Here is a 23049-nt window from a genome sequence, read left to right as displayed (position 1 = left end):
GGGGAACTGTGCGCCCGGGATGGTACATGCTTGAACTGCAGGTCGTTCTGCCGAAAACCCGCACGATCTGCGGTATCAGGACACCTGCTGCACGCGAAGATCACGTTGATCTTCCGTTCACGGTCTATTCGGGGCGCCTCGGCAAAAGACTGGTCCGCGTCAATCAGAACGGACCGTTGGAGTTGCATTTCGACCTCCCCTGCACGGATGTCTGCATCGCCCATTTCGCTTTAGTGCGCGTTACGCAGCGCTTCGCGACTTCCAGGATGCACAAACGCCTGATGACGTCGCATCCTGCATACAGAATTACCGTCAACCGGACAAGCGCGCCTCTCCCGACGGACGCACTGTGGCACCATTACTGCGACGTATTCGAAGAGGGTAGCGATATTGGCGGCTACACGAAGTGGGTTCAGGCATTTGGCACCCTGAGCGAAACCGAACGCGATGCCATCCGCGTCGATATCGGAACGCTCGCCAGCACGCCACTGATCTCCGTTGTCATGCCGGTCTACAACCCGCGCATCGACTGGCTCCGAGAAGCTATCGAGTCGGTTCGCGCGCAACTCTACGACAACTGGGAGTTATGCATCGCTGACGACGCGTCGACAGATTCGCAAGTGGGCGACTTACTCGACGAGTATCGCTCGAAGGATTCCCGCATCAAGTCCGTCCGCCTGCCCATCAACGGCCACATCTCCGCCGCGTCGAATGGCGCGTTGGAACTGGCGACTGGCGAATGGGTCGCATTTCTCGACCAGGATGATCTACTCGCCGAACATGCTCTGTTCGAAGTGGTCAGCGCAATCGGTCACACGCCCGCTGCGCGAATCATCTACTCCGACGAAGACAAAATCGACGAAGCGGGATTGCGCTCAGATCCATACTTCAAGAGCGAGTGGAACCCCGATCTATTCTACTCACACAACTTCTTCTGCCATCTTAGTGCTTACAAACGCTCACTGATTAGCGAGATCGGCGGCTTCCGTATCGGCTTCGAGGGAGCACAAGACTACGATCTCGCCTTGAGATGCATCGAACGCACTGCGGCGACAGAAATTCATCACATCCCCCGCGTCCTGTACCACTGGCGCGCACACTCGTCGAGCACGGCATCTCAAGTAGAAATCAAGTCTTATGCACTCGATGCCGGCCGGCGTGCGCTTCAAGAGCACTTCGCAAGGCGCGGCATCGCAGCGGAGATCGAGAACGATGGAGTTGCCTACCGGCTACGCTATCGACTGCCGGACGTATTGCCGCTTGTGAGTCTCGTAATACCGACACGCAATTCGCTGCATCTGTTGCAGCGCTGCATTGAATCGATTCTTAAAAAAACAACCTATTCACCGTACGAAATCCTCATCGTCGACAACGGTTCCGACGACCCCTCCACGCTTCGGTATTTGCGCAAACTTGCAGACGAGAAGCAAATACAGGTCATCCGGGACGATGAGCCATTTAACTACTCCCGACTCAACAATCTCGCCGCCCGCCATGCACGTGGCGCCATCTTCGGCCTCGTCAACAACGATATTGAAGTAATCACGCCTGACTGGCTCTCGGAGATGGTCAGCCACGCAGCGCGTCCGGAGATAGGCTGCGTTGGCGCACGGTTATGGTACCCCGATGACACGCTTCAACATGCGGGTGTCGTGCTCGGCATACATGATATAGCGGGGCACGTTCATCGGTTCTTTCCGCAAGGACATCCCGGCGCGCGCGGACGAGCGTCCGTCATTCAGGCATTTTCGGCTGTAACAGGAGCCTGTCTTGTCGTGCGCAAGGATGTATTCGAAGAGGTCGGAGGCCTGAACGAAAGGGAACTTGCGATCACCTGCAACGATGTGGATTTTTGCTTGCGTGTACAGGCAGCGGGATACCGGAACATTTGGACTCCGTATGCTGAGTTGTACCATCACGAGTCGGCCACTCGCGGCCACGACGACACGCCCGAAAAGTGCATACGCACCGCTCGCGAAGTAGCATATATGAAACAGATGTGGGGCGACTTGCTGCACAACGACCCAGCCTACAACCCAAACCTGACGCTCGAAGCCGAAGATTTCGGATACGCATGGCCGCCACGATGCCAAGCATCAGGCGCGTCGAGCAAGACCGTCGGCACTGGCGCGCACGTTACCCTGACATGAGCTATTCCGTCTTGCCCTCTACCCAAAAGCTTCGCACATTGCTGGAAATGCGTCCGGCACTCGACGGATTCGCCGGGATACCACAGGAAACCCGGTTGTTGTTCCGTGCTTTCTGCGATAGTCAGTCGATCGACATAACAGGTCTGCTGCAGACGTCACTGCGCTTTCTCATAGCCGGGACGCCACGCGAGTTGAACTCTCGTGAAACTACGCGCGAGCCTGACAGCAAGCGTTACGATCGCTACTCCCGCTTGATCGTCAGTCTCGACACAAAGCCGAGCGGCAAGTTATTCGACGAAATACGGTTGTACCTGAAACGCCGACGCGTGGCCTACCGACTGATGCTTTCCGCCGTCCTCGGCGGCAATCGCAAATTAGTCAGACTCACAAAGTTCGAGCCTCGACATTTTGAGGAATACGTCTGGCACGCGCTATTTGAAAAAACGCTCCCGCCAGAGGACTTTGAACCCGTAACGAGTCGCGATCACCTTGTCTGTCAAGTGCCTTGGAATATCCTACAATCCGCAGGATTGCTGACGCGCAAGTGGCGAGGCCGTCCGGTTTATCCGACGCTTGATACGTCTGGCATCGACATCTTCGTCGCACAGACGCCTTACCCTGGACGCGTCACAAAAAACACCAAACTTGTCATCCGATATCACGACGCGTTGCCAATCTTCATGCCTCATGCGTTCGCAAACAAGGCCCGGCACCAGGCAACACATTTTCAGGCTCTGGCAGACAACGTCGCTAGCGGTGCCTATTTTGCCTGCGTCTCGGAGACCACACGCCAAGCCTTGATGACCGTCTTTCCGGAAACCGAAGCGCGCAGCGTCACGATCCATAACATGGTGTCGCACCATTACTTCTGCGAGAATCCTCCCCCCGCACGAGTCGCGCAAATCGTCCGTGCTCGCCGCAATGCAATTGTGCACGACGGGGTGAGCACGCCCCAGGATGTCGACACGACCGACGATGCCGGCATGAAGTATCTATTGGTTGTCTCGACAATTGAACCGCGCAAGAATCACAGCCTCCTAATCTCCGCGTTCGCTGCGCTACGAACCGAATATGACAGCACTCTCAAACTTGTGATCGTCGGCAGCAACGGATGGGGAGCAGACCAAATCGTCCGTGACATGCGGCCGTGGATCCAGCAGGGCGCGCTATTCGCGCTTGATCGTGTACCTGCAAGTGAATTACGCGTGCTTTATCGACACGCAGCAGTGACGGTCTGCCCTAGCCTGGCCGAAGGCTTTGATTTTTCGGGAATTGAGTCAATGCGCAGTGGCGGCGCTGTTGTCGCGTCGGACATCGCAGTACATCGCGAAATCTACGGCGATGCAGCCGAGTACTTCGATTCTCACTCGGACACCAATCTGAAGGCCTGCCTGCTGCAAGTGCTCTCTGACGAGAATGCCAGCGCGCGACGCAAGATGATGATCGAGCGAGGCGCCGCTGTATCGGCGCGCTATTTGCCCGAAGCAATCTTGCCAAAATGGGAGGCGTTCCTGACGCAAATTGGTCGGCAAGACACGTAAAAATCTGAAGAACACTATCCTCGAAAGCTAAGGCCGCCCGTTAAGAGATCAAGCGGGTTTGTCCACGGGGCGCGGAATAGCTATGCCAACAGAAAGGCAATCTCGAACACGACAAGCAGGCTCTTAAATCAAGGAACTATTACGCCTCGAACAGTTGGCTGTCGATCGAAAAATGTACAACGTTACATTTTCGATCGATGCAAACAGTAAGAGGATCCACTTGAGGCGTTCTTGATTTCTTTATCGACGTAACCACGAACGAGACTGGCGTTTATTCCGAAGTAGTACCTTTCACCGTGGTCGCCTCTGAAATCAAGCTTTCGAGCTTACCAATCTGACGCTGGAGACTATGGCGCCGTAACGTCGCCCGATGAAGTTCCGCATTGGCTTCAGCGTACATTGACAGCGTCTCCTCGGCACGAAACCAGTTTTTATCCACGTAAGCCAGCTTTTCTTCAATGTTATTTTCGTAAATATTCGCACTATCCAAAACAGGACTCATTTCCTCTGCGTCACCGTCGACTTCTTTGCCATCGATTGATGATTCAACCTCAGCCTGAGTGGCACGCAGTTTGTCCAGCTTGTTTCCAAGATGCTTAACGATCGCATCGGCTTTGCTACTGTCTTCCTCCAAGAGTCGCGTCATCTCCCGCATCTGGTTCACCCGCGGGGGGACAAGCGACTCTATGATCCCAATGGAATCGATCCGATTATCAACCTCCAGATTAAGTCTTAACTCCTCTGCGCGGTCCACATCCGCACTGACGGCATGGTAGCCACCTTCGGCGTGAAAAAATGCCGTTGCTTTGGCAGCTAACTTTCCGTCTGGATCTGAAATACCAAGAAACTCCCTCAGATCTTCCACCAATTGACGAGGTGATTCGTTAACTTCGTCAAAATTAAAAAATGCGAGTGGATATGGGCATCGACTGGTGAACTCAGCGATCGCTGAGAATACTGGCGCTATATCCCGCATGGTAACTGCCATTGGCAGCTTATTGTGACGACCAACAGATTGACAAACAGCAATTGGATTCCGCAGGGCAATAATAAAATGCGGATTGCTGAGGTAACACGCCAGCTTGTCGACAAAGAAGACAGCACGTGGTGATTTCCAACCCCACATCTTATATTGCTTATCTAGATCTTCAACACGATGAATGATTGCCTGAGAACTATCATTCTCATGGAACAAATCAATCTCGTGCTTTAATGCGTGAGCGTTGTCTCCCATAAAGACACCAAATTCCCTCAGCATTCCGGAAATTAGCGAAGTGCCGCCCCGCGCGAACCCGAGGACAACAATCGTTTTATTTTCCACCACCGCGTTGCCGGGAATCATAGTATGGAAGCTTCGACTCATTTTATGCCCTTATTTAATCAAGTAGATATTCTTCTGCTTCAACCCAAAGGCCGCTCGTCATTCACGCGGCACTGCTTGCGCCGTCAACTGACCGTTCCGTTTTTATTAAAAAAATGCCAAGGATAACTGGAATTAACAACAAGCGTTGAACCTGATTTTTGAGACTGCTGACCAGTTCGCTGGCAACGATATTGGTGATCCGCGGCTTCGAGAGGGTGGTCCGTCGGTAGTGCTTCCTTCGCAACCTACGTCACTACGTGACGTTGCCGGCGCGCTTCTTCAGTATTCCGATTTTTTATGAACGCAATTCAAACGAAAGAACCTGACGTCGAATCGCGGCGAAGCGGAATCGCTCCGTTCGCCGCGTAACAACAGCAACATTTATCTGAACGTTTGGACGCCAGTCACCACGGGATATGCGACTGAAAAGAACAGATTCAAAACCTTTTGCCACTCGCTCACTGGGGCATTCGAGACGTACAGAAGGTCCTTATTGTCCATCATGAAATTTTGCGCAACGAAGAACGAATTGGCGTCCCGCAAATCCACTCGATAAATCACAGGCACCTTTCCATCCGCGGTGGTGCGAACCGGCTTAGTCGGCCATGTCAGCGCGCTCGCATCTTCGAATCGGAAAATGAATACACCCCGGACGTCCGAGCGAGAATCTTCCAATCCACCTGCGCGAGCCAATGCCTGAGCAAGCGAGACCCCTTGAGCCTCGAAGTTAACTTCCTGATTCTTGCCTGTCGCGCCGAGCACCGTGAAACTATAGGGCTGGAACACCGCAGTCACGACATCGCCTGCGTGCAACGGCACGTTTTGCCGTGGATCACGAATGAGCGCCTGCATGGGGAGTGAGGCGACAACATCGCCGCGTGTCACCTGAACAGTCACCTTGTCGACCGATTCACGCGCGCCACCTGCGAACGCGATGGCATCCAACACACGTTCGCCACGAGCGCTCAAAGGCATGCGCTTGTTGGCCGCGACATCACCAACAACTGTCACGTACGACGTAGCGTTACTCGCAAGCCGCACAAGCACCTGCGGATCATGCGCGATACCGCGCAAACGCCCCACGATGTCTCGTTGAAGCTGGCTTGGAGTACGTCCCGCAGCCTTCAATGCGCCGATGAACGGGACCGTGATGTTACCGTCGCCGTCTACGAGTTGCTCTGGCAACGCTGTCACCTGGGACCCTGCCCCGATGCCTTTACCTTCCGCGCCAGATGCAGAAAATAACGTCGCCGGAGGTGCTTCCCAGATGGATACGTCAACGAGATCGCCAATCCCAAGTTGCTGCCTGAATTCCGTGTTGCCTCCAAGGGTCGTCGCAAAATCTGCGGATTGCCGCTCAGCGAACAACTTGCGCGCGACGCTATCGGTCAGATCGACAATCTGGATACCCGCGGCATCGGGGGCCGCCTGTACGTTATCAATCTGCGATCTGCTTGGACCGGAGGTTGGAATCGCCCCCGCGCAACCCGCCAGCATCACAGCCCCGGCAACATACGTTGCCCACAAAGCCCCATATGACAAACGCGACATCGCTTTCCATTTTGTAATTTCCTAGCGGCCAGAATTGTCGCACGATGACTCTTCAATTAGTATGTCGCCGACAAAAAAAACACGTGCCAATGATCTGCGAGGTCAGGCACGCCGGGCGATTCAGAGCAGAAAACCTCTTTGCCAGTCAAGATAAGCAAGTCAAGAATACGCAGCTTCGAAAAATTGCCGCACCCCGACACTTGAAATAGAATGGACGTATTAGAAAGTATTTGACAGTAACGTTAGAAGCCAGCGACTCCTGTCGCCAAGACCAGAACGCATCCTCGTGTCAAGAATTCTCCTGGACGTCACCCGCCTGTTGACACGCCTTTACGACGGTCTGCTACCCACTGGTGTTGACCGTGTCGGCATTGCTTACATCGAGCGTTATGGCGCCGGCGCGCACGCAGTCCTGAGCGAACGCGGTTTTTCGACGGTTTTATCTGAAAAAGACTCGCAAAACGCGTTCGGATTGATTATTTCCGGCGTGCGCAAACGTTATGCAATTCGCGAACTCGTAGCACGCGCCTGCATCAAGCATCTGGGCCCAAAGAACAGGGACAAAGGCGTCCTCCTCCACACCAGCCATAACGGCATGGAATTTCAGCGCTATTACAACGCGATGAAAAAGCGCGGGTTGCGCCCGGTCTTCATGGTCCACGACCTCATCCCGCTGACCCACGCCGAATTCTGCCGCCCCGGCGTCGACGCCGCGCACCGCCAACGCATCCACACCGCGCTCACCCACGCTGACGGCCTGATCGCCAACTCCCAGGACACGCTCGACGTACTCGCCGCCGAAGCGAAACAAGCCGGCCTGCCCTTGCCCGCCAGCGTCGTCGCCCGGCTCGCCCCTGCGATCACCACGCGCACGCCGCATCCCGCACCCATCGCACAACCCTATTTCGTTGTGCTGGGAACGATCGAGCCGCGCAAGAACCACTGGTTTCTGCTTCAAGTCTGGCGGCGCCTCGTTGAACGTCACGGCGCTGCAGCGCCGAAGCTCGTTGTGATCGGCCGTCGCGGCTGGGAATGCGAGAACGCCATCGACATGCTCGATCGCTGCACTCACCTGCAGGGCGCCGTGATCGAACTGCACGGCTGCTCCGACGAGGACTTGCGCACGTGGATGCAACACGCGCAGGCCTTGCTGTTCCCGTCGTTCGTCGAGGGCTACGGCATGCCGCTCGTCGAAGCACTGGCGCTCGGCGTACCGGTGATTGCCAGTGATCTCGGCGTATTCCGCGAGATCGCCGATAATATCCCCGACTATCTCGACCCACTCGACGGCCCGGGCTGGCTGGCCAGCGTTGAAGCCTATGCAGCGCCCAACAACGGCGCGCGCGCGACGCAACTCGTGCGTATCGAGCGATTTAGCGCACCTAGCTGGGCGGATCACTTCGAGGCCGTCGATCAGTTCCTCGCCTCGCTGAACTAGCGTGAACCGTCCGCCGTCCTTTTCCGCCGCCTTGCACCTCGCTGCGCTCAAGCGCTGCACCCGCGAGCTCGGCTGGCTCGTGGGACGATCCAACGTCCTCTGGTGCGACAGCATCGCAGGACGCATCGCGCTCACTATCGCCCAATTGACGCGCCGCCGTTTCGAAGCCGCGTGGCAAAGCCCACTCTGGACGCGCGAGACTCGCGAAGCCCGACCGCTCGCCTGGTTTAGCGTGCCACGCGCGAACGGGTCGCCGGCCTCATTCGCCCGCGCGATCGACGCAGCATTTCTATGCAATCAGCATAGAGACGCCGCGCCTGATATCAACCGTCTGATGGCACGCGTTCGCCTCACGCACGCGCTCGACCCGGCTCGGCGCACTCCGCGGCCCGCGACGCCGCTGCAACTCGCCGATGCCAGCACCGAACGCGTATTGCTCATCGACGAACGTTCATCGAGCACGCACGACAGCCTCGGCGCGCGCGCGAGGCGCGCGGCGTTCGCGCGGATGGTGGCATCGGCCGAAACCGCTCACCCGCGTGCGCAGTTCTGGCTGATCCGATCGCGCGCCAACGGACGCGGATGCTGGCTTTCGCAAGCATGCGACGCGCTGCCGCACGGCATTTTCCACGCCTCAGCCGACAGCACCGCCTGCGCCACAATCGATCAAGTCGACCGCGTCTATACATTAGCCGCGCCCGAAGGTCTGCACGCCCTGCTGGCGAACGTGCCGCTGCATGTCTTTGGCTCGCCGTGGTATGCGGGCTGGGGGATCACGCACGACGAACACCCGCAGCCAGCCCGACAATCGCGCCCAACGCTTGCGGCGCTTTTCGACATCGCGTTTCTGCACTTCGGCCGTTATCTCGATCCGGCCACACACACGCCGGGCACCCTCGACACCTTTCTCGACAGCCTCGAACTGCAACGCCAGGTCGCGGCCCGCTTCGAAGCGCTCGGCGATGTCGTCGGCGTGCGCTTTCAATGGTGGAAGCGTCCGTTCGCCACGCCCTATCTGGGCGCTGGCGGCCACGCGCTGCGCTGGGCCGATTCCACAGCCGAAGTGGCACCGCACGAGTGCGCTGCGCTCTGGGGCGCCCGCAGCGCCGAAGGGCTCGCCAGCGGCGTGCGCCAGATCCGTATCGAAGACGGGTTCCTGCATTCGCTCGGCCTCGGCTCCGACATGAACGCGCCCCACAGCCAGGTGATCGATACGCGCGGGCTTTATTTCGACGCGAGCCGCCCGAGCGATCTCTCGATGCTCCTCAACGAAACGTCGTTCACCGACGACGAACTCAAGCGCGCGGGCCGCCTGCGCGCGCAGATCGTGGCGAGCGGCCTGACGAAATACAACCTCGGCCGCCGCAAGCCGCAGTGGCAAGCGCCAGCGGGCAAACGCGTCGTGCTGGTGCCCGGCCAGGTCGCCGACGACGCCTCGATCCGACTCGGCACCCGCGCCATTTCAACGGCGGACGCGCTGTTAAAGGAAGTGCGCGCGCGCAGGCCACACGCCTTCATCGTCTACAAGCCGCATCCGGACGTTATGTCAGGCAATCGCAACGGGCTGATCGACGCACAGCGTCTCGCTGATATCGTCGACACGCAATCCGATGTGCTTTCCCTGATCGAAGCCTCCGACGAGATCCACACGCTTTCCTCGCTGGCCGGTTTCGACGCGCTGCTGCGCGGCAAAGAGGTGCACGCCTACGGCATGCCGTTCTACGCAGGCTGGGGCCTGACGCACGATGCGCTCGCGCCACTCCCATGGCGCGAGCGCACGCTCACACTGGACATGCTCACGGCCGGCGCGCTGCTTCGTTATCCGCTTTATTGGGACTGGGATCTCGGCATTTTCACGACACCGGAAGCCATCGCGGCACGCCTGGCCCCCGGCGCGGCGCGCCCGCTACGGTCCGTCCAGGGCGATCGTTGGCGGTTCTGGCGCAAGGCGCGACGCTGGACGCACAATGCGCTCGCACACCTCGCCTGGCGCATCGGGCAGCGCGTCGGGCAAACTCGCAACGGTTAATTCGGGCCGTATATTGCAGCGCGAATCGTTCGGATAGAATGCGGAACGACACGCCCGACGCCGCGTACGGGGAGCCCCGGGCGTGAGCCAGTCAGGCTGCCCGTCTTACAGATTCCTCAGACGGCCGCGCCTTCCGTCACAGCACGAACGAATATCCGCGGCGCCACTTCGTCGGCCGCGTTCCGCGATCCAATCGATAATGACCATCCATCCGGTAATTCTTTGCGGCGGAAGCGGTACCCGCCTGTGGCCGCTCTCGCGCGGCAGTTATCCCAAGCAGTTCCTCAATCTTGCCGGCGAGCGCACGCTCGTTCAGCAAACTGCGCTGCGCGTGCGTGATATCGACGGCATGGCTGCGCCGATCGTCATCGCCAATAATGACCAGCGCTTTCTGGTGGCGGAGCAACTGCGCGAAGCCGAGGTAAAACCCACTGCCATCGTGCTCGAGCCGCTCGGGCGCAACACCGCGCCCGCCATCGCCGTGGCGGCGCTGATCGTGCTCGACAAGTCGCCCGAAGCGCTGCTGCTCGTGCTGCCGTCCGATCACGCGATTCGCAACGACGCGGCGTTTGCCCAAGCCGTGCAGGCCGCCGCTCACGCAGCGAGCGACCAGTATCTCGTCACGTTCGGCATCGAGCCGACCGAACCGCATACGGGCTACGGTTATATCCGCCTTGGCGAGTCGCTTGGCTACGAAGTGCCAGCATGGCGCGTCGACGCTTTCGTCGAAAAGCCAGATGCACCGACCGCCCAGTCCTTACTCGCCGATGGCCGATATCACTGGAACAGCGGCATGTTCATGCTGAAGGCGTCGACCTTCATGGATGAACTGCGCCGCTATCAGCCCAAGGTCGCCGAGCAGGCGGAACAATCGCTCAAACTCGCGCGCGCCGACCACGACTTCCTGCGTCTGGACGAGGCAGCGTTCGCGGCTTGTCCGAGTATTTCGGTTGACTATGCCGTGATGGAGAAAACCGACCGGGCCGCCGTGATTACCGCGAACGACATTGGCTGGAGCGATATCGGCTCATGGTCCGCGCTTGCCGAACTCGCACAAACCGACGGCGCGGGCAACGCGGCGCTGGGCGACGTCTTCCTGCACGATGTCGCGAACAGCTATGTGCGCTCGGAGCATCGTCTGGTGGCGGCAATCGGCGTGGATGATCTCGTTATCGTCGAAACCGCCGACGCTGTGCTCGTAGCCCATCGCGACAACACGCAGGATGTGCGCAAGATCGTAGAGCATCTGACGAAGGCGAAGCGCAGCGAGTCGATCACGCATCCGCGCGTCGTGCGTCCGTGGGGTTCGTATGAAGGTGTCGATCAGGGCGAGCGGTTTCAGGTGAAGCGCATCGTCGTGAATCCGGGCGCGCGGTTGAGCCTGCAGATGCACCATCATCGCGCCGAGCACTGGATCGTCGTAAAGGGCACCGCGCTCGTGACGAATGGCGATCAGCAGATCATGCTCAGTGAAAATCAGTCGACCTATATTCCGCTTGGCGTGACGCACCGGCTCGCGAATCCCGGCCGCATCCCGCTCGAACTGATCGAAGTCCAGTCCGGCGCTTATCTAGGCGAGGACGATATCGTGCGGTTCGAAGACAACTACGGCCGCACCGGTTCGTAATATCGCGAAGGGGCTTTTTTAAAAAAACGCCCCTTTTTTCATCTTTGCGTAACAGATTGTGGGTTTGTCGCGACACCATCCGGGCCGCAAACGTTTGAAAGCCCACCTTTGTAAACGATTGTAACGCAATGATTAAGGAACTATTTCCAAAACCTTACAGTTCACTCTAAAATCGTCGCCGGAATAAGCTTTCAAACCAGACGGATAGGCGCAGGCTCCGTCAGACTCGAATCGAGCCGAAATCACTGTCAGCGCAGCAAAATCAAGATCAGTTAGCGCGTGCGCCCAGGTGCAAGAAAAGCGCGCAAAACACTAGACCAAATGAAACGAGAGCCAATGCAGATCGTCGTTGAGAGCCCGACGAGCATCCAGCCATCGGACCGTGCGCGCATCAAGGGGCAGCGCGCATTCGTCGTTTGGCTGACAGGGATTTCCGGGGCGGGGAAATCCACCCTCGCCAATCTTCTCGAACAAAGCCTGTACGCGCGTGGCCTTCATACCGCGCTGCTCGACGGCGACAGTCTGCGTCTGGGGTTGAACAGGGATCTCGGTTTTTCCGATGCGGATCGCAGCGAAAATATTCGCCGCGCCGCTGAGGTTGCCAGGCTGATGGTCAACGCAGGCCTCGTGGTGATCGTCGCGACGATATCGCCAATCCGCGCCGCTCGCGAATCCGCTCGCGCGCTCTTCGCTGAAAACGAATTCTTCGAAGTCTTCGTCGATGCTCCGCTCGACGTGGCGGAAGCGCGCGACGTAAAAGGTCTCTACGCGCTAGCCCGCCAGGGCACAATTCGCCAGTTCACCGGCATCGGTTCGGCTTATGAGCCGCCTGTGCAGCACGACGTCCATGTGCAGACCGCGCATATGAGCAAAGAACTCTGCATCGACGCGATCCTGCAAAAGCTGCCGATTCACCACGCCTGAAATACTGTGTCCGTCGCCGTTCACGCGCGACGGATGATCGGCGCCGGTCTGCGTCTCGAAGGCGCTGCGCCGTCGGTTAGAATGCTGCACGCCGCAACAAACCCGCTTTTTTAAGCGCGTTTGCGCGCATCGCACGCACTCTGCCACGCACCCGGATCGTCCCGCCTGTGAATTCCCGCGCCAAAGACCACGCTCTCCACATCGCCCTCGTCTGTAACACCGCGTGGGCGATTTACACCTATAGACGCGGACTTTTGCGTGCGCTCACGCAAAGCGGCGCACGCGTAAGCATCATCGCGCCGCGCGATCGCACGTTCGAACCGCTCGCGCAGATGGGTTGCGAGTGCATCGATCTGCCGGTGGCGTCCAAAGGCACGAATCCGCTGCACGATCTGCGCACCTTGCGCGCGCTTTACCAGCACTATCGCGCCCTCAAACCCGACGTCGTATTCCACTACACGATCAAGCCGAACATCTACGGCTCCGTTGCGGCGTGGCTGGCACGCGTGCCTTCGTTGGCAGTGACAACGGGTCTGGGCTACGTGTTCATCCAGAAAAGCCGCGCCGCGCAGGTCGCCAAGCTGCTTTATCGCTTTGCGTTCCGCTTTCCGCGCGAAGTGTGGTTTTTGAACCGCGATGACGAAACCGCTTTCCGCGAAGGCAATCTGCTCGCGCATCCCGAACGCGCGCGCCTGCTGCACGGCGAAGGCGTCGATCTCGAAGACTTTGCATTCGAATCGCTGCCCGAGCGCAACGAATTCTCTTTCGTGCTGATCGGCCGATTGCTGTGGGATAAAGGCGTAGGCGAATACGTCGAAGCCGCGCGCCAGTTGCGTGCGCGCTATCCGAACGCGCGTTTCAAACTGCTTGGCCCAGTCGGCGTCGATAACCCCAGCGCGATCACGCGCGAGGAAGTGGCCGCGTGGGAGCGCGAAGGCGTGATCGAGTATCTGGGCGAAACCGCCGACGTGCGCCCCTATATTAGCGACGCCGATTGCGTGGTCCTGCCCTCTTATCGAGAAGGCGTACCACGCACGCTAATGGAAGCCAGCGCTATGGGCCGCCCGATCGTTGCGACCGATGTACCGGGCTGTCGCGAAGTGGTCGCCGATGGCGAAAACGGCCTGCTCTGCCAGGCGCACGAAGCGGCCTCCCTTGCGGCGGCGTTATCAAAAATGCTCGATATGCCCCCATCAGAACGCGCGGCGATGGCCACGCGCGGCCGGAAAAAAATCGAGAAAGAATTCGATGAACGGGTTGTGGTACAACGCTACCGGGACTTGATCCAGGACATTACTGGATCGACCTTCTAACTAGATTGAGAGCAAACGGGAATACAGCATGGCAGCGACTCACTCCAAAGGCACGATCCTCGTCACGGGCGGCGCGGGCTTCATCGGCTCGCACACCTGCGTCGAGCTGCTCAACGGTGGCTACGATGTGGTCGCCGTCGACAATCTCGTCAACAGCCGCGAGGAGTCGCTCGCCCGCGTCGAGCGCATTACGGGCAAGCCGGTCGCGTTCTATCACGCCGATGTTCGCGATGCGCAGGCGCTCACGCGCATTTTTGAAGCGCACAAGATCACAGGCGTGATCCACTTTGCTGCGCTCAAGGCCGTGGGCGAGTCGGTCGCCAAGCCTATCGAGTACTACCGTAACAACCTCGACGGCCTGCTCGTCATGCTCGACGTGATGCGCCAGCATGGCGTGAAGCAGTTCGTGTTCAGCTCGTCGGCGACGGTGTACGGCGTGCCCGAGCGCTCGCCCATCGACGAGACTTTCCCGCTTTCCGCGACCAACCCGTACGGCCAGTCCAAGCTGATCGCCGAACAGATCCTGCGCGATGCGGTGATTTCCGATCCATCGTGGCGTATAGCCGTGCTGCGTTACTTCAATCCGGTGGGCGCGCATGAGAGCGGCTTGATCGGTGAGGATCCGGCTGGTATTCCGAACAACCTGATGCCGTTCGTCGCTCAGGTTGCGGTGGGCAAGCTGGAGAAGCTGCGCGTGTTCGGCGGCGATTACCCGACGCCGGACGGCACGGGCGTGCGCGACTACATCCACGTGGTTGATCTGGCGCAGGGCCACTTGAAGGCGCTTGATGCGCTGGTGGCGCGTGACGAAGGCTTCACGGTGAATCTGGGCACGGGTCGCGGTTACAGCGTGCTGGAAGTGGTGAAGGCGTTTGAAGCTGCGTCGGGCAAACCGGTGCCGTATGAGATCGTGGCGCGCCGGCCTGGCGATATCGCTGAGTGCTATGCGAACCCGGCGACGGCGGAAAAACTGATCGGATGGAAGGCCCAGTTCGGCATCGAGCGTATGTGCGTCGATCACTGGCGGTGGCAGGAAAATAATCCGCGTGGGTTTGAGTAAAGCAGTTTTCGGAAAGCTTCATTGGTCAGACTCTGAAAGGGAAAAAATTAGAGCGAAACTGAGTAGTGTCGGGCAGGAGTGACATAATTCCGACACAGTCAGGACTATCCAAGAGGCTTTCCAATGAACCGCATGAACATCCTCGTCAGCTCCACGAGACAATGGAATCCTGGCGATGAGTTCATAAGAAAAGGGGTCGAAAGATTACTGCGCAGTATTCTGGGCTCTCGCCATAACTGGCTACTCTGGAATCGTAATCCCGATCTTTTTATCGATCGCTGGACTGATTGTCGGATGCGGACCGATTTTCTTACGAATTCGCTGCGCGATCCCGGCTTGGACATCGTTGATCTTGTCGTCTTCGCTGGCACACCGGAATGGCTGGGGCAGCCGGTTGAACAGATTTACCGCCGGTTGCTAACTGCGCCGAACATCCCAGTCCTTATCCTGGGCGCGGGCTCTGGAAGTTCGCTGCCCCAACTCGCTCCGCACGAACTCGAAGTCCTCAATCGCGACAACGTTTTTATCACTACGCGAAGCTCGGACCTCGCAGAATGTCTGAATAGGCAACTCGCAACGCCCAAAGCCATCTCCCTGCCGTGTCCCGCGTTCTACTGCGCACCCGAGTCCGACAGTGGGCCTGAGCAAAGCCGCGTCGGCGTGATCGTGCAAAACTCCTCGGTCGTGAATCAGAGCATTGGCGAGGATTTCGTACAGAGCCTGATAATGGCGCTGCGTGACGCTCAGGGCGAAATCGACCTGGATATCGTCAGCCTATATACCGACGAACACAATCGCTTCTCACGACTTGGTCTGAAGCACCCGTGCGTCTATAGCTACGAACCCGACCATCTGTTAGAGGAGCTCGCGGGCTATTCGACCATCATTTCGACGCGTTTACATGGCGCGCTTGCAGGGCTTTCTGCCGGCGTCCCATCCATTCTGCTCGCGGAGGAAAACAATTTCCGACTGCGGAGTACGCAAAAACTGTTTGGCGATTTATTACCGATTGTTACTCCGCGGGAAGCGTTTCGCGTCGCCGCCGGGACCACTCTGCAAGATGCGCGCCAACAATCCAAGGTGATCCGCTCATTCAGAAGCAGCGCATTTGGCGACTTGAAACGTCGAGTGGAAGCATTCCTCTCTGAAGCGCTTCCCGCTCGATAACGATTGATGCCTTCGGCAAGCGCCGTTGAGGTGCGATATCGCAGGACGGCCAGACAAATGACGGGCGCCACGCCGCGCGGTCACGACTGATCACCCGGACGCAACACGGCGCGCCCAGATTTCGGAGGCCACATTTTCTTGCGGAATCACCCCTACAGCCACAAACTCGACTCACTGCATACGCCCCAAAGTGCTTATGCGTTTTGGCGCTTTCTATCACAGACACATCAGAATTATGACTATTCTGAAGGCGATCCCCATCGTTTCCGAATACTTCGCTTCCGATGATGACCGCAACGCTGACTCGTGGCGCTCCGGACTCCATTCCGGCAATATCGGCGACATCGTCTATGCGTTGCCGACATGCCGCATGCTCGATGTCAATCATTTGATTCTAAATGTCTGCGCCGACCCTGGATTCGGCGGTCGAGTACTGACCGACCAAGCAGCCAAAGCGCTTGTACCGTTGCTCTTCGCCCAAAAATTCGTTCGACGCGTCACGATCATCAAGTCGGGCGTGCCTTGGGAGTTCGCCAACCCTGCCGATCTCGGCGTCGACTATATTCTCGATTCGTTCCGGGCCAGCTTCACCAATCCCCGATTGCATCTGGTGTATGCCCACGCCACTCCGTTCAATCTGATGATCGATGGCGCGAGGCCATGGATCACGATCGACGCGGCGCCGATTACGGACAAGGTGAAGCAGCAACCCTACATCGTTGTCGGTCTAACAAACCGTTATCGCCGGTTTGACCACGCCTATTACGAGTACATTTTCCGCGACGTACCTGCAGACAGGGTGTTCTTCGTAGGCGTTGGGAGCGATCAAATCGAGCGCAGAAACATCGGCGGAACGGTGTTTCAAACGGAAAGCTTTTTGGATCTCGCGAAGCTTCTGGCCAATTCCGCGCTATTTATCGGCAATCCGTCGTTCGCTTATGCCATGGCGGAAGGGCTCAAAGTCAACCGGCTGGTTGAGGTGCCAGAGGAAAACAACGTTTATCCGTTGGATGGCACAGGTTCGCTGATTCATATGACTTCCCCGGAAGCCGTACGCGCACGCGTATTCGAAGCGTTGCAGCTGGAGGACCACAGCCGCATTTCATGGGAAAACGCCCTGCCCGCTCAAATGCTAGCCAATATGCCATCTACGCAGCTGTATTTCGATTCCGGCTCAGGATTCAATGAAATCGAGTCGCTGCGCAGATCGGTGATCCGGGGCGCGCGTCGATATGTTTTCGGAGGTTTTCCGCAAAATGAAGCCATTCTGGCATTCCGCTTTGATCCCGTCGATGATCACACGATCGTGCGCATCAATAAGGTTTGCGTAACGAGCGAAGCCGGCGAGCTGGTGCTGAATGCCACTCCGTTGAATGCGACCTATGTTTTCGACGCTGCTGAATGTTGCTTTACGCATAACGATCCGCAGTTCATCGTGCACGTGCCAGCAGAACACCAGGTTGGCCTGAAGAACGTCATCGTCGACATGGAAACCTTGGCAATCGGTGCAACCGAGGTCATTAACCGCTTGTACCCTCGGCAATTTGAGCAGTTGACGGAGGAACTGAGCCAGCTAGCGACAACGAAAATCGAAATGATCCAGCAGTATGGACATCTGCTTTCAGAGCGAGATCAGTTAGTGAACGATCAGGGCAAGACCACAATGGAATTCCAGCATCTGCTGGCCAGGCTGGACAGCTTGACCATTGAGCGAGAGCAGCTTCGTTCCGAGCGCGATCACTTGCTCATCGAACGCGATCAACTGTTCGCCGAACGAAACACCATTTTGAAAAGCCGCTCCTGGCGAGTTACCGCCCCTCTGCGCCGTTTTCTACGGATGTTTGCCGCTTGATAGAGCGTTGACGGTGCAGATCGCGGGTCGCAGCGCCTAGCCTGCGATCCGCGCAACGCTCAAGTATCTGAACACCGTGGCGCGCGTTATCGGGCTGCCGTCAGCCCAGTCAAGCCCACGCTTTGCAGTTTCGGCCTGACCGCCGGCTGATACTCGGGCACCCACCGCCGCAGATCGCGACGCACTTCATCGTCGCTCGGGACGCGATGCTGCATAAGCCACGGCAGCAGTTCATCCAGCAGATTATCCGGCACCTCGCGTGCGCGCGCGATGCGCAACTTAGGATGCGGCGTGCGCGTGGTCGTTTCATCGTCGGCGAGCAGCTCTTCGTAAAGCTTCTCGCCCGGCCGCAGTCCGGTGAACACCACCCGAATCTGCTCTTCGGAGAACCCATACAGGCGAATCAGATCGCGCGCAAGGTCAACAATCTTGACCGGCTTGCCCATGTCGAGAATGAAAATCTCGCCGCCATGGCCCATGCTCGACGCCTGCAGCACGAGTTGCGACGCCTCAGGAATTGTCATGAAGAAGCGCGTGATTTCCGGGTGCGTCACGGTCACGGGACCGCCCTTCGCAATCTGCTGCTGGAATTTGGGAATGACACTGCCCGCGCTTCCGAGCACATTGCCAAAGCGCACGGTTTCGAACTGCGTGCGCTCACTCGTTTGCTGGAGCGCCTGGCAGGCCATTTCGGCCAGACGTTTGCTTGCGCCCATCACGTTCGTCGGATTGACGGCCTTATCGGTCGAAATCAGAACGAAATGGCGCACCTGATGCTTGATCGCGGCGCGCGCCACGCGATAAGTGCCCAGCACGTTATTGCGGATCGCCTGCCACGCGTTAAGCTCCTCCATCAACGGCACATGCTTGTAGGCCGCTGCGTGAAAGACGATGTGAGGCGTATAACGCGCCATGACCTGATCGAGCAGCAGGGCATCCTTCGCATCGCCGACAATCGGCACAACAGACAACTCGGGGAACCGCTCGCGGATCTCTTCCGTGAGCCGGTACATGGAATACTCGGAAAGATCGACCGCCACGAGCTGCGCGGGCGCAAAACGCAGGATCTGCCGGCAAAGCTCGGAGCCGATCGAGCCTCCAGCGCCAGTCACCATGACGACGCGCCCGCTCAGCAGTGCTTCGACGTGCGGCGTGTCGATCTTCACCGCATCGCGGCCCAGCAAGTCTTCAAGGTCGATATTGCGGACTTGCGACAGGAAGCCCTGCCCCGGCGTGAGTTCGGTGAGCGCGGGCAACATGAGTGCCTTGACGCCGGCGCGCACGCATTGCGTCGCAGCCCGGCGCTGAACCTCGGCCGACGCCGACGGGATGGCGATGATGGCAAACTCACAACGCAAGGTGCTCGACCAATGCTCGATGTCGCTGATTGCACCCAACACCTTGTAGCCGTAAATCTCTCGACCTTGTTTGGCTGGATCGTCATCGAGCAGGCCAACGAGACGCCATTCGGCCGAGCGAGACAGCTCACGTGCGAGACTCGCTCCTGCGCCGCCCGCACCGACAACGATGACGGGCTTGCCCTGCGCCACAAGGCCGCCATACAGATAGAACTCCTTGGTCGCTCGATAGAGCGCACGCGCGCCGCCCATCACAAAAAACAGCAGCAGCGGCGAAACGATCAGAACCGAACGCGGGATGATCGGCATCGGCTGCAACATGACCGAAATGATCATTACGATCAACGCCGCCGATATGATGGCTTTTGAAATACGCATCAGGTCCGGAAGGCTCGCGAACACCCACATCCCACGGTAGAGACCGAAGATGCGGAACATCATGGCGTAGGCGGGCAAGACCCAGATTAGCGTTTGAATAGCCCCGTGCCAGAACTCTGGCGGCACGGATGCGTTGAAGCGCAGGAAATATGCAACCAGCCATGCTGCGGCAACCGATCCGACATCAAATAGAAAGGCGCTAAAAGAGAGCCATGAGGCTTTATTGCGAATCATCGGCATTGACCTCAGGTTGTCTGGTTAGGGACTGAAAACTACGCCAGCGCGCATCGATTGCCGCGCCCATCAGAACAAGAACCACAGCCCAACCCACCACGATTCCCCACTGCAGGGCCGCAGAGCACCTCAAGGCCCAATGAGCAATTATTATGCCGACTAACATCACAAGATACCACTTCAGTGCCGTAGCGGCGTGACTAGCCCCAAGGCGAACCATGCGTTGATAGTAATGCTCACGATGCGCTTGCCAAAATTTTTCGCCCCGCGCGAGGCGCCGCAGCAAGGTGACCGAGGCGTCCCCAATGAAGGGCGAGAACACGAGCGCCGGAAACCAGATTGGCCATGCACCGCCACACCATCCCCAATAACCGAGCGCGCCAGCCAGGAAGCCTAACGGGATAGAACCAGCATCGCCCAGAAAAATCCTTGCCGGGTGAAAGTTAAAAAACAGAAAACCGATGGCTGCGCCTGCAATTGCCGCACTGGCCCAACCGAGTTCGTAAAGCGGATGCGGCCCGAACAAGGCTGCGCAGGCATAGCCGCCAAAGCCGAACAACGCCATGCCACCGGCAAGACCATCTGCGCCGTCCATGAAATTGTAGAGATTGACGAGCCACAGCATCAAAAACGCCAGCATCGCAGCACACCACCAAGGCGCGGGCGCAGGATAGGCAACAATGAGCGCCAGCACGGCGAGGAAATGGGCCGCGAACCGCACACGCGCAGGCAAGCCACGCCGATCATCAATTTGCGAGACAGCTGCGACGAAAACGGCGGCGATCGCAATCAGCCACAGCGAAGGCGCGAGCAGCAGCGTAGCACCGACGGCAACCGGGACCAGCCCCCAGCCGCCGACACGCGGTGTGGGCCGCACGTGCAATGAACGCTCGTTAGGGATGTCAGTGGCGAGCCGCCATGCAAGTCCGCTCTTCAACAATAAGCCTAGGATGGCCGCGCAAAGCGCCGCGCATACCACGACGGTCGACGCGAGCGTCGACCAGGGCGAAATCGGTACATTCAACGTCAATGTGTAAGGTCTCCGCGTAATCAGTGCGTCGCACGGAACCAATGCGCGGTCGCTTCGAGCCCCGAGTCCAGAGGCGTAGGCGGATACCAGCCGAGCTGTTCACGAATGCGCGAAGCGTTGACTTGAAGGCCCGTCGTCAGCCGTTCGATCTGGGCCGACCGCCCAAGGAGCGCGCCGGCCGCCCGAAGCAAGCTCACCGGCACCGGCAATAGCCGCGCGGACCGCCCCAGATGGCGTCCCAATGCTCGCAGCAACTCCGCGACCGAAAGATCGCCATTGTCCGCGACATGAAAACAGGAATTGGCGGCACGTCTGTCAGTCGCGCAGCGCATCAGCGCATCGGCGAGATTGTCCGTATAGACGAGACTTCGGCGCGCGTCGACAAGACCGAGCGGCAACGGCAAGCCGCGCGATACGGCGCTCATCATTTGCAAGAAATTAGCGCCCACTCCCGGCCCGTAGACGAGCGGCGGTCTTACCACGACGATCTCCATCCCGGTTTCGGCGCCGAATTTCCATAGTGCTTCTTCAGCCGCTCTCTTCGAGATCCCATAAGGGTCAAGCGGCATGGGCATCGTCGATTCGCTCAACGGCATGCCGGCATCCGACTCGGCGACCGCCTTGATGCTGCTGACGAACACCATCCGGGGTACGCCGCGCGCCTGAGCGGCTCGCGCCACGCGCAAAGTGCCGTCGACGTTGGTCGCCTGAAACGCCGCCAAAGGGTCCGGCGCCTCATCGTTCATGACATGAACGCGCGCTGCTAAATGCACCACGCAATCGGGCACGTAGCCCGGTGGCCAGGCTTGCTCCAGCCCCGCGAAATCCGCGGTGGAATAGCACCACTCGCGCGCGCCGGCCACCTGCACGCCATCGCGCCGGACAAGCGCGGTGACTTCGTGCCCCTCGCGCGTCATGGTCCGGCAAAGCGCGCGTCCGACCAAGCCGTTTGCCCCCGTCACCAGAACGCCGCTCACAACCACTTCCATCCAAATCGGTTATAGAACTTGAACGCCGACGCCAGGAACATGCGGATATGCGCCAAGCCCTTGCGCGACGCTCCGCCGCCGTGATGCAGCACTCGCACCGCGGGAGCATAAACAACGCGAGCCACATCATGCGTGCGCAAACTCAGATCGTAATCCTCAAAATAAAGGAAGTAGCGCACGTCGAAACCGGCCAACATTTTCAGCACGTCCGTGCGGAACAGCATGAAGCAACCGCTTACGATGGGCGGATCCCAGATCGTGTCGCTCTCATTGATCTGCGCGCGCATCTCGTACCGCGCAAGACGCGCCTCGAACGGACGGCGCGCGGCGCGCGGCAGGAAGCCTCGCACGAACAGATCGGTAAGTGCGGGAAACTGGCGGCACAGATACTGAAGTTTGCCCGTGTCGTCGATGATGGCAGGTGTAAGCAAACCCGCTTGCGGGTGCGCGTCCATAAATTCGATCGCCTCCACCAACGCTCCTGTCTCTATATCGACGTCCGGATTGAGGACGAGGTGGTAGCGGCTGGATACCTGCTCGATCGCGAGGTTGTGCCCCCGCCCATATCCGACGTTGCCATGGCCGGAAATCACCGTGCTATCGATGCCGGCCCGCCCCAAAGCGGCAAGTGTGTCGCCCACTTGTGGCATACCGCCGTTGTCCACCAGATAGAGACGAATCGAGATGCCAGGCTTGACTCGAGCGAGATCCGCGCCAGCAGCGGCGAGACTGTTGAAGGTTCTGGTTAGAAGTTGCTGGTCGGGATAGAACACGACCACCGATACGGATACCACGCCGTAATCCATGCTGGATTCCGCACTCATTGTCATCTAAACACGCGACGATCTGGCGCCCAATGCACCATCCGCACCAAGTGGGGGAGATAAAAAAGAACAGTTTGCTGAAAACTAACGGTTCCAGCAACCGGCTTTTACTTTTGTTACGGGGGGCTGACGTTGCGGGGTACTCCTCCTTTGAGGAAAAGCCACGCCGAAGTTGCATGGTCTTTCATAGAGGCCACTACTTATGTTGCCCCCCACAAATC

Annotated in this window: 16 protein-coding genes; 10 read left to right on the top strand and 6 right to left on the bottom strand. The window is 58.5% G+C overall.

Features of this window, described 5'->3' with window-relative positions; all coding sequences use genetic code 11:
- The first annotated feature begins 26 nt into the window (after positions 1 to 26).
- Together F4827_RS14270 and F4827_RS14265 are read left to right on the top strand one after the other, a co-directional pair.
- Entirely contained in the window at positions 27 to 2150 is a 2124-nt protein-coding gene (locus F4827_RS14270) for a glycosyltransferase family 2 protein (protein WP_260175198.1), read from the top strand.
- A complete protein-coding gene (locus tag F4827_RS14265) occupies positions 2147 to 3691 on the top strand; it encodes a glycosyltransferase family 1 protein (protein ID WP_183724583.1) in 1545 nt (514 codons plus the stop codon). The genes F4827_RS14270 and F4827_RS14265 overlap by 4 nt, the downstream gene beginning before the upstream one ends.
- Positions 3692 to 3962: 271 nt before the next feature.
- On the opposite strand, the gene F4827_RS14260 is transcribed toward F4827_RS14265, so the two are convergent.
- Positions 3963 to 5033, bottom strand: a complete 1071-nt coding sequence (locus F4827_RS14260) for a hypothetical protein (RefSeq protein ID WP_183724582.1) — start codon at positions 5031 to 5033, stop codon at positions 3963 to 3965.
- A gap of 402 nt (positions 5034 to 5435) precedes the next feature.
- Positions 5436 to 6605: a polysaccharide biosynthesis/export family protein gene (locus F4827_RS14255; RefSeq protein WP_183724581.1), complete on the bottom strand. Its 1170-nt coding sequence runs from the start codon at positions 6603 to 6605 to the stop codon at positions 5436 to 5438.
- A gap of 286 nt (positions 6606 to 6891) precedes the next feature.
- On the opposite strand from F4827_RS14255, the gene F4827_RS14250 reads away from it, so the two are divergent.
- The 8 genes from F4827_RS14250 to F4827_RS14215 all read left to right on the top strand — a co-directional run bounded on the left by F4827_RS14250 (position 6892) and on the right by F4827_RS14215 (position 18015).
- On the top strand, positions 6892 to 8043 hold the full coding sequence (locus tag F4827_RS14250) for a glycosyltransferase family 1 protein (protein ID WP_183724580.1): 1152 nt from the start codon (positions 6892 to 6894) through the stop codon (positions 8041 to 8043).
- Between the two features lie 334 nt (positions 8044 to 8377).
- A complete protein-coding gene (locus F4827_RS14245; RefSeq protein ID WP_260175197.1) occupies positions 8378 to 10072 on the top strand; it encodes a capsular biosynthesis protein in 1695 nt (564 codons plus the stop codon).
- A gap of 199 nt (positions 10073 to 10271) precedes the next feature.
- Positions 10272 to 11699 carry a mannose-1-phosphate guanylyltransferase/mannose-6-phosphate isomerase gene (locus F4827_RS14240; RefSeq protein ID WP_183724579.1) on the top strand — a complete coding sequence of 476 codons (1428 nt, stop codon included), beginning with the start codon at positions 10272 to 10274 and terminating at the stop codon, positions 11697 to 11699.
- Positions 11700 to 12035: 336 nt separating this feature from the next.
- Positions 12036 to 12623, top strand: a complete 588-nt coding sequence (gene cysC, locus F4827_RS14235) for an adenylyl-sulfate kinase (protein ID WP_183724615.1) — start codon at positions 12036 to 12038, stop codon at positions 12621 to 12623.
- 167 nt (positions 12624 to 12790) lie between these two features.
- Positions 12791 to 13936, top strand: coding sequence for a glycosyltransferase family 4 protein (locus F4827_RS14230; protein WP_183724578.1), 1146 nt, complete (start codon positions 12791 to 12793; stop codon positions 13934 to 13936).
- Between the two features lie 28 nt (positions 13937 to 13964).
- Positions 13965 to 14996, top strand: coding sequence for a UDP-glucose 4-epimerase GalE (gene galE, locus F4827_RS14225; RefSeq protein ID WP_183724577.1), 1032 nt, complete (start codon positions 13965 to 13967; stop codon positions 14994 to 14996).
- Between the two features lie 123 nt (positions 14997 to 15119).
- Entirely contained in the window at positions 15120 to 16163 is a 1044-nt protein-coding gene (locus F4827_RS14220) for a polysaccharide pyruvyl transferase family protein (protein ID WP_183724576.1), read from the top strand.
- 235 nt (positions 16164 to 16398) lie between these two features.
- Positions 16399 to 18015: a hypothetical protein gene (locus F4827_RS14215; protein WP_183724575.1), complete on the top strand. Its 1617-nt coding sequence runs from the start codon at positions 16399 to 16401 to the stop codon at positions 18013 to 18015.
- An 86-nt stretch (positions 18016 to 18101) separates the two neighbouring features.
- Here the strand turns inward: F4827_RS14215 and F4827_RS14210 are convergent, their stop codons facing one another.
- Genes F4827_RS14210 through F4827_RS14195 form a run of 4 tightly spaced genes read right to left on the bottom strand, consistent with a single transcriptional unit; the run spans position 18102 to position 22810 of the window.
- The gene (locus tag F4827_RS14210; protein ID WP_183724574.1) at positions 18102 to 19985 is read right to left on the bottom strand and encodes a nucleoside-diphosphate sugar epimerase/dehydratase; all 1884 of its coding nucleotides are present in this window, start codon (positions 19983 to 19985) and stop codon (positions 18102 to 18104) included.
- Positions 19972 to 21009, bottom strand: coding sequence for a glycosyltransferase family 4 protein (locus F4827_RS14205; RefSeq protein WP_183724614.1), 1038 nt, complete (start codon positions 21007 to 21009; stop codon positions 19972 to 19974). The genes F4827_RS14210 and F4827_RS14205 overlap by 14 nt, the downstream gene beginning before the upstream one ends.
- A gap of 26 nt (positions 21010 to 21035) precedes the next feature.
- Positions 21036 to 21992 (bottom strand): SDR family oxidoreductase, encoded by a 957-nt coding sequence (locus tag F4827_RS14200; RefSeq protein WP_183724613.1) that lies wholly within the window; start codon positions 21990 to 21992, stop codon positions 21036 to 21038.
- Entirely contained in the window at positions 21989 to 22810 is an 822-nt protein-coding gene (locus tag F4827_RS14195; protein WP_311673424.1) for a glycosyltransferase family 2 protein, read from the bottom strand. The genes F4827_RS14200 and F4827_RS14195 overlap by 4 nt, the downstream gene beginning before the upstream one ends.
- Positions 22811 to 23049: the final 239 nt, after the last annotated feature.

Source organism: Paraburkholderia bannensis (genome assembly GCF_014200455.1).
Taxonomy (GTDB): Bacteria; Pseudomonadota; Gammaproteobacteria; order Burkholderiales; family Burkholderiaceae; genus Paraburkholderia; species Paraburkholderia bannensis_A.
The sequence above is the reverse complement of the archived record's forward strand: the minus strand, read 5'-3'. Positions and strand labels throughout refer to the sequence as shown.

What these genes read in the sequence shown, in the direction of transcription:
- F4827_RS14270 (WP_260175198.1), top strand. Translation starts at nt 27, where the DNA reads ATGCTTGAACTGCAGGTCGTTCTGCCGAAAACCCGCACGATCTGCGGT.
- F4827_RS14265 (WP_183724583.1), top strand. Translation starts at nt 2,147, where the DNA reads ATGAGCTATTCCGTCTTGCCCTCTACCCAAAAGCTTCGCACATTGCTG.
- F4827_RS14260 (WP_183724582.1), bottom strand. Translation starts at nt 5,033, where the DNA reads ATGATTCCCGGCAACGCGGTGGTGGAAAATAAAACGATTGTTGTCCTC.
- F4827_RS14255 (WP_183724581.1), bottom strand. Translation starts at nt 6,605, where the DNA reads ATGTCGCGTTTGTCATATGGGGCTTTGTGGGCAACGTATGTTGCCGGG.
- F4827_RS14245 (WP_260175197.1), top strand. Translation starts at nt 8,378, where the DNA reads ATGGCACGCGTTCGCCTCACGCACGCGCTCGACCCGGCTCGGCGCACT.
- F4827_RS14240 (WP_183724579.1), top strand. Translation starts at nt 10,272, where the DNA reads ATGACCATCCATCCGGTAATTCTTTGCGGCGGAAGCGGTACCCGCCTG.
- cysC (WP_183724615.1), top strand. Translation starts at nt 12,036, where the DNA reads ATGCAGATCGTCGTTGAGAGCCCGACGAGCATCCAGCCATCGGACCGT.
- galE (WP_183724577.1), top strand. Translation starts at nt 13,965, where the DNA reads ATGGCAGCGACTCACTCCAAAGGCACGATCCTCGTCACGGGCGGCGCG.
- F4827_RS14220 (WP_183724576.1), top strand. Translation starts at nt 15,120, where the DNA reads ATGAACCGCATGAACATCCTCGTCAGCTCCACGAGACAATGGAATCCT.
- F4827_RS14215 (WP_183724575.1), top strand. Translation starts at nt 16,399, where the DNA reads ATGACTATTCTGAAGGCGATCCCCATCGTTTCCGAATACTTCGCTTCC.
- F4827_RS14210 (WP_183724574.1), bottom strand. Translation starts at nt 19,985, where the DNA reads ATGATTCGCAATAAAGCCTCATGGCTCTCTTTTAGCGCCTTTCTATTT.
- F4827_RS14195 (WP_311673424.1), bottom strand. Translation starts at nt 22,810, where the DNA reads ATGGATTACGGCGTGGTATCCGTATCGGTGGTCGTGTTCTATCCCGAC.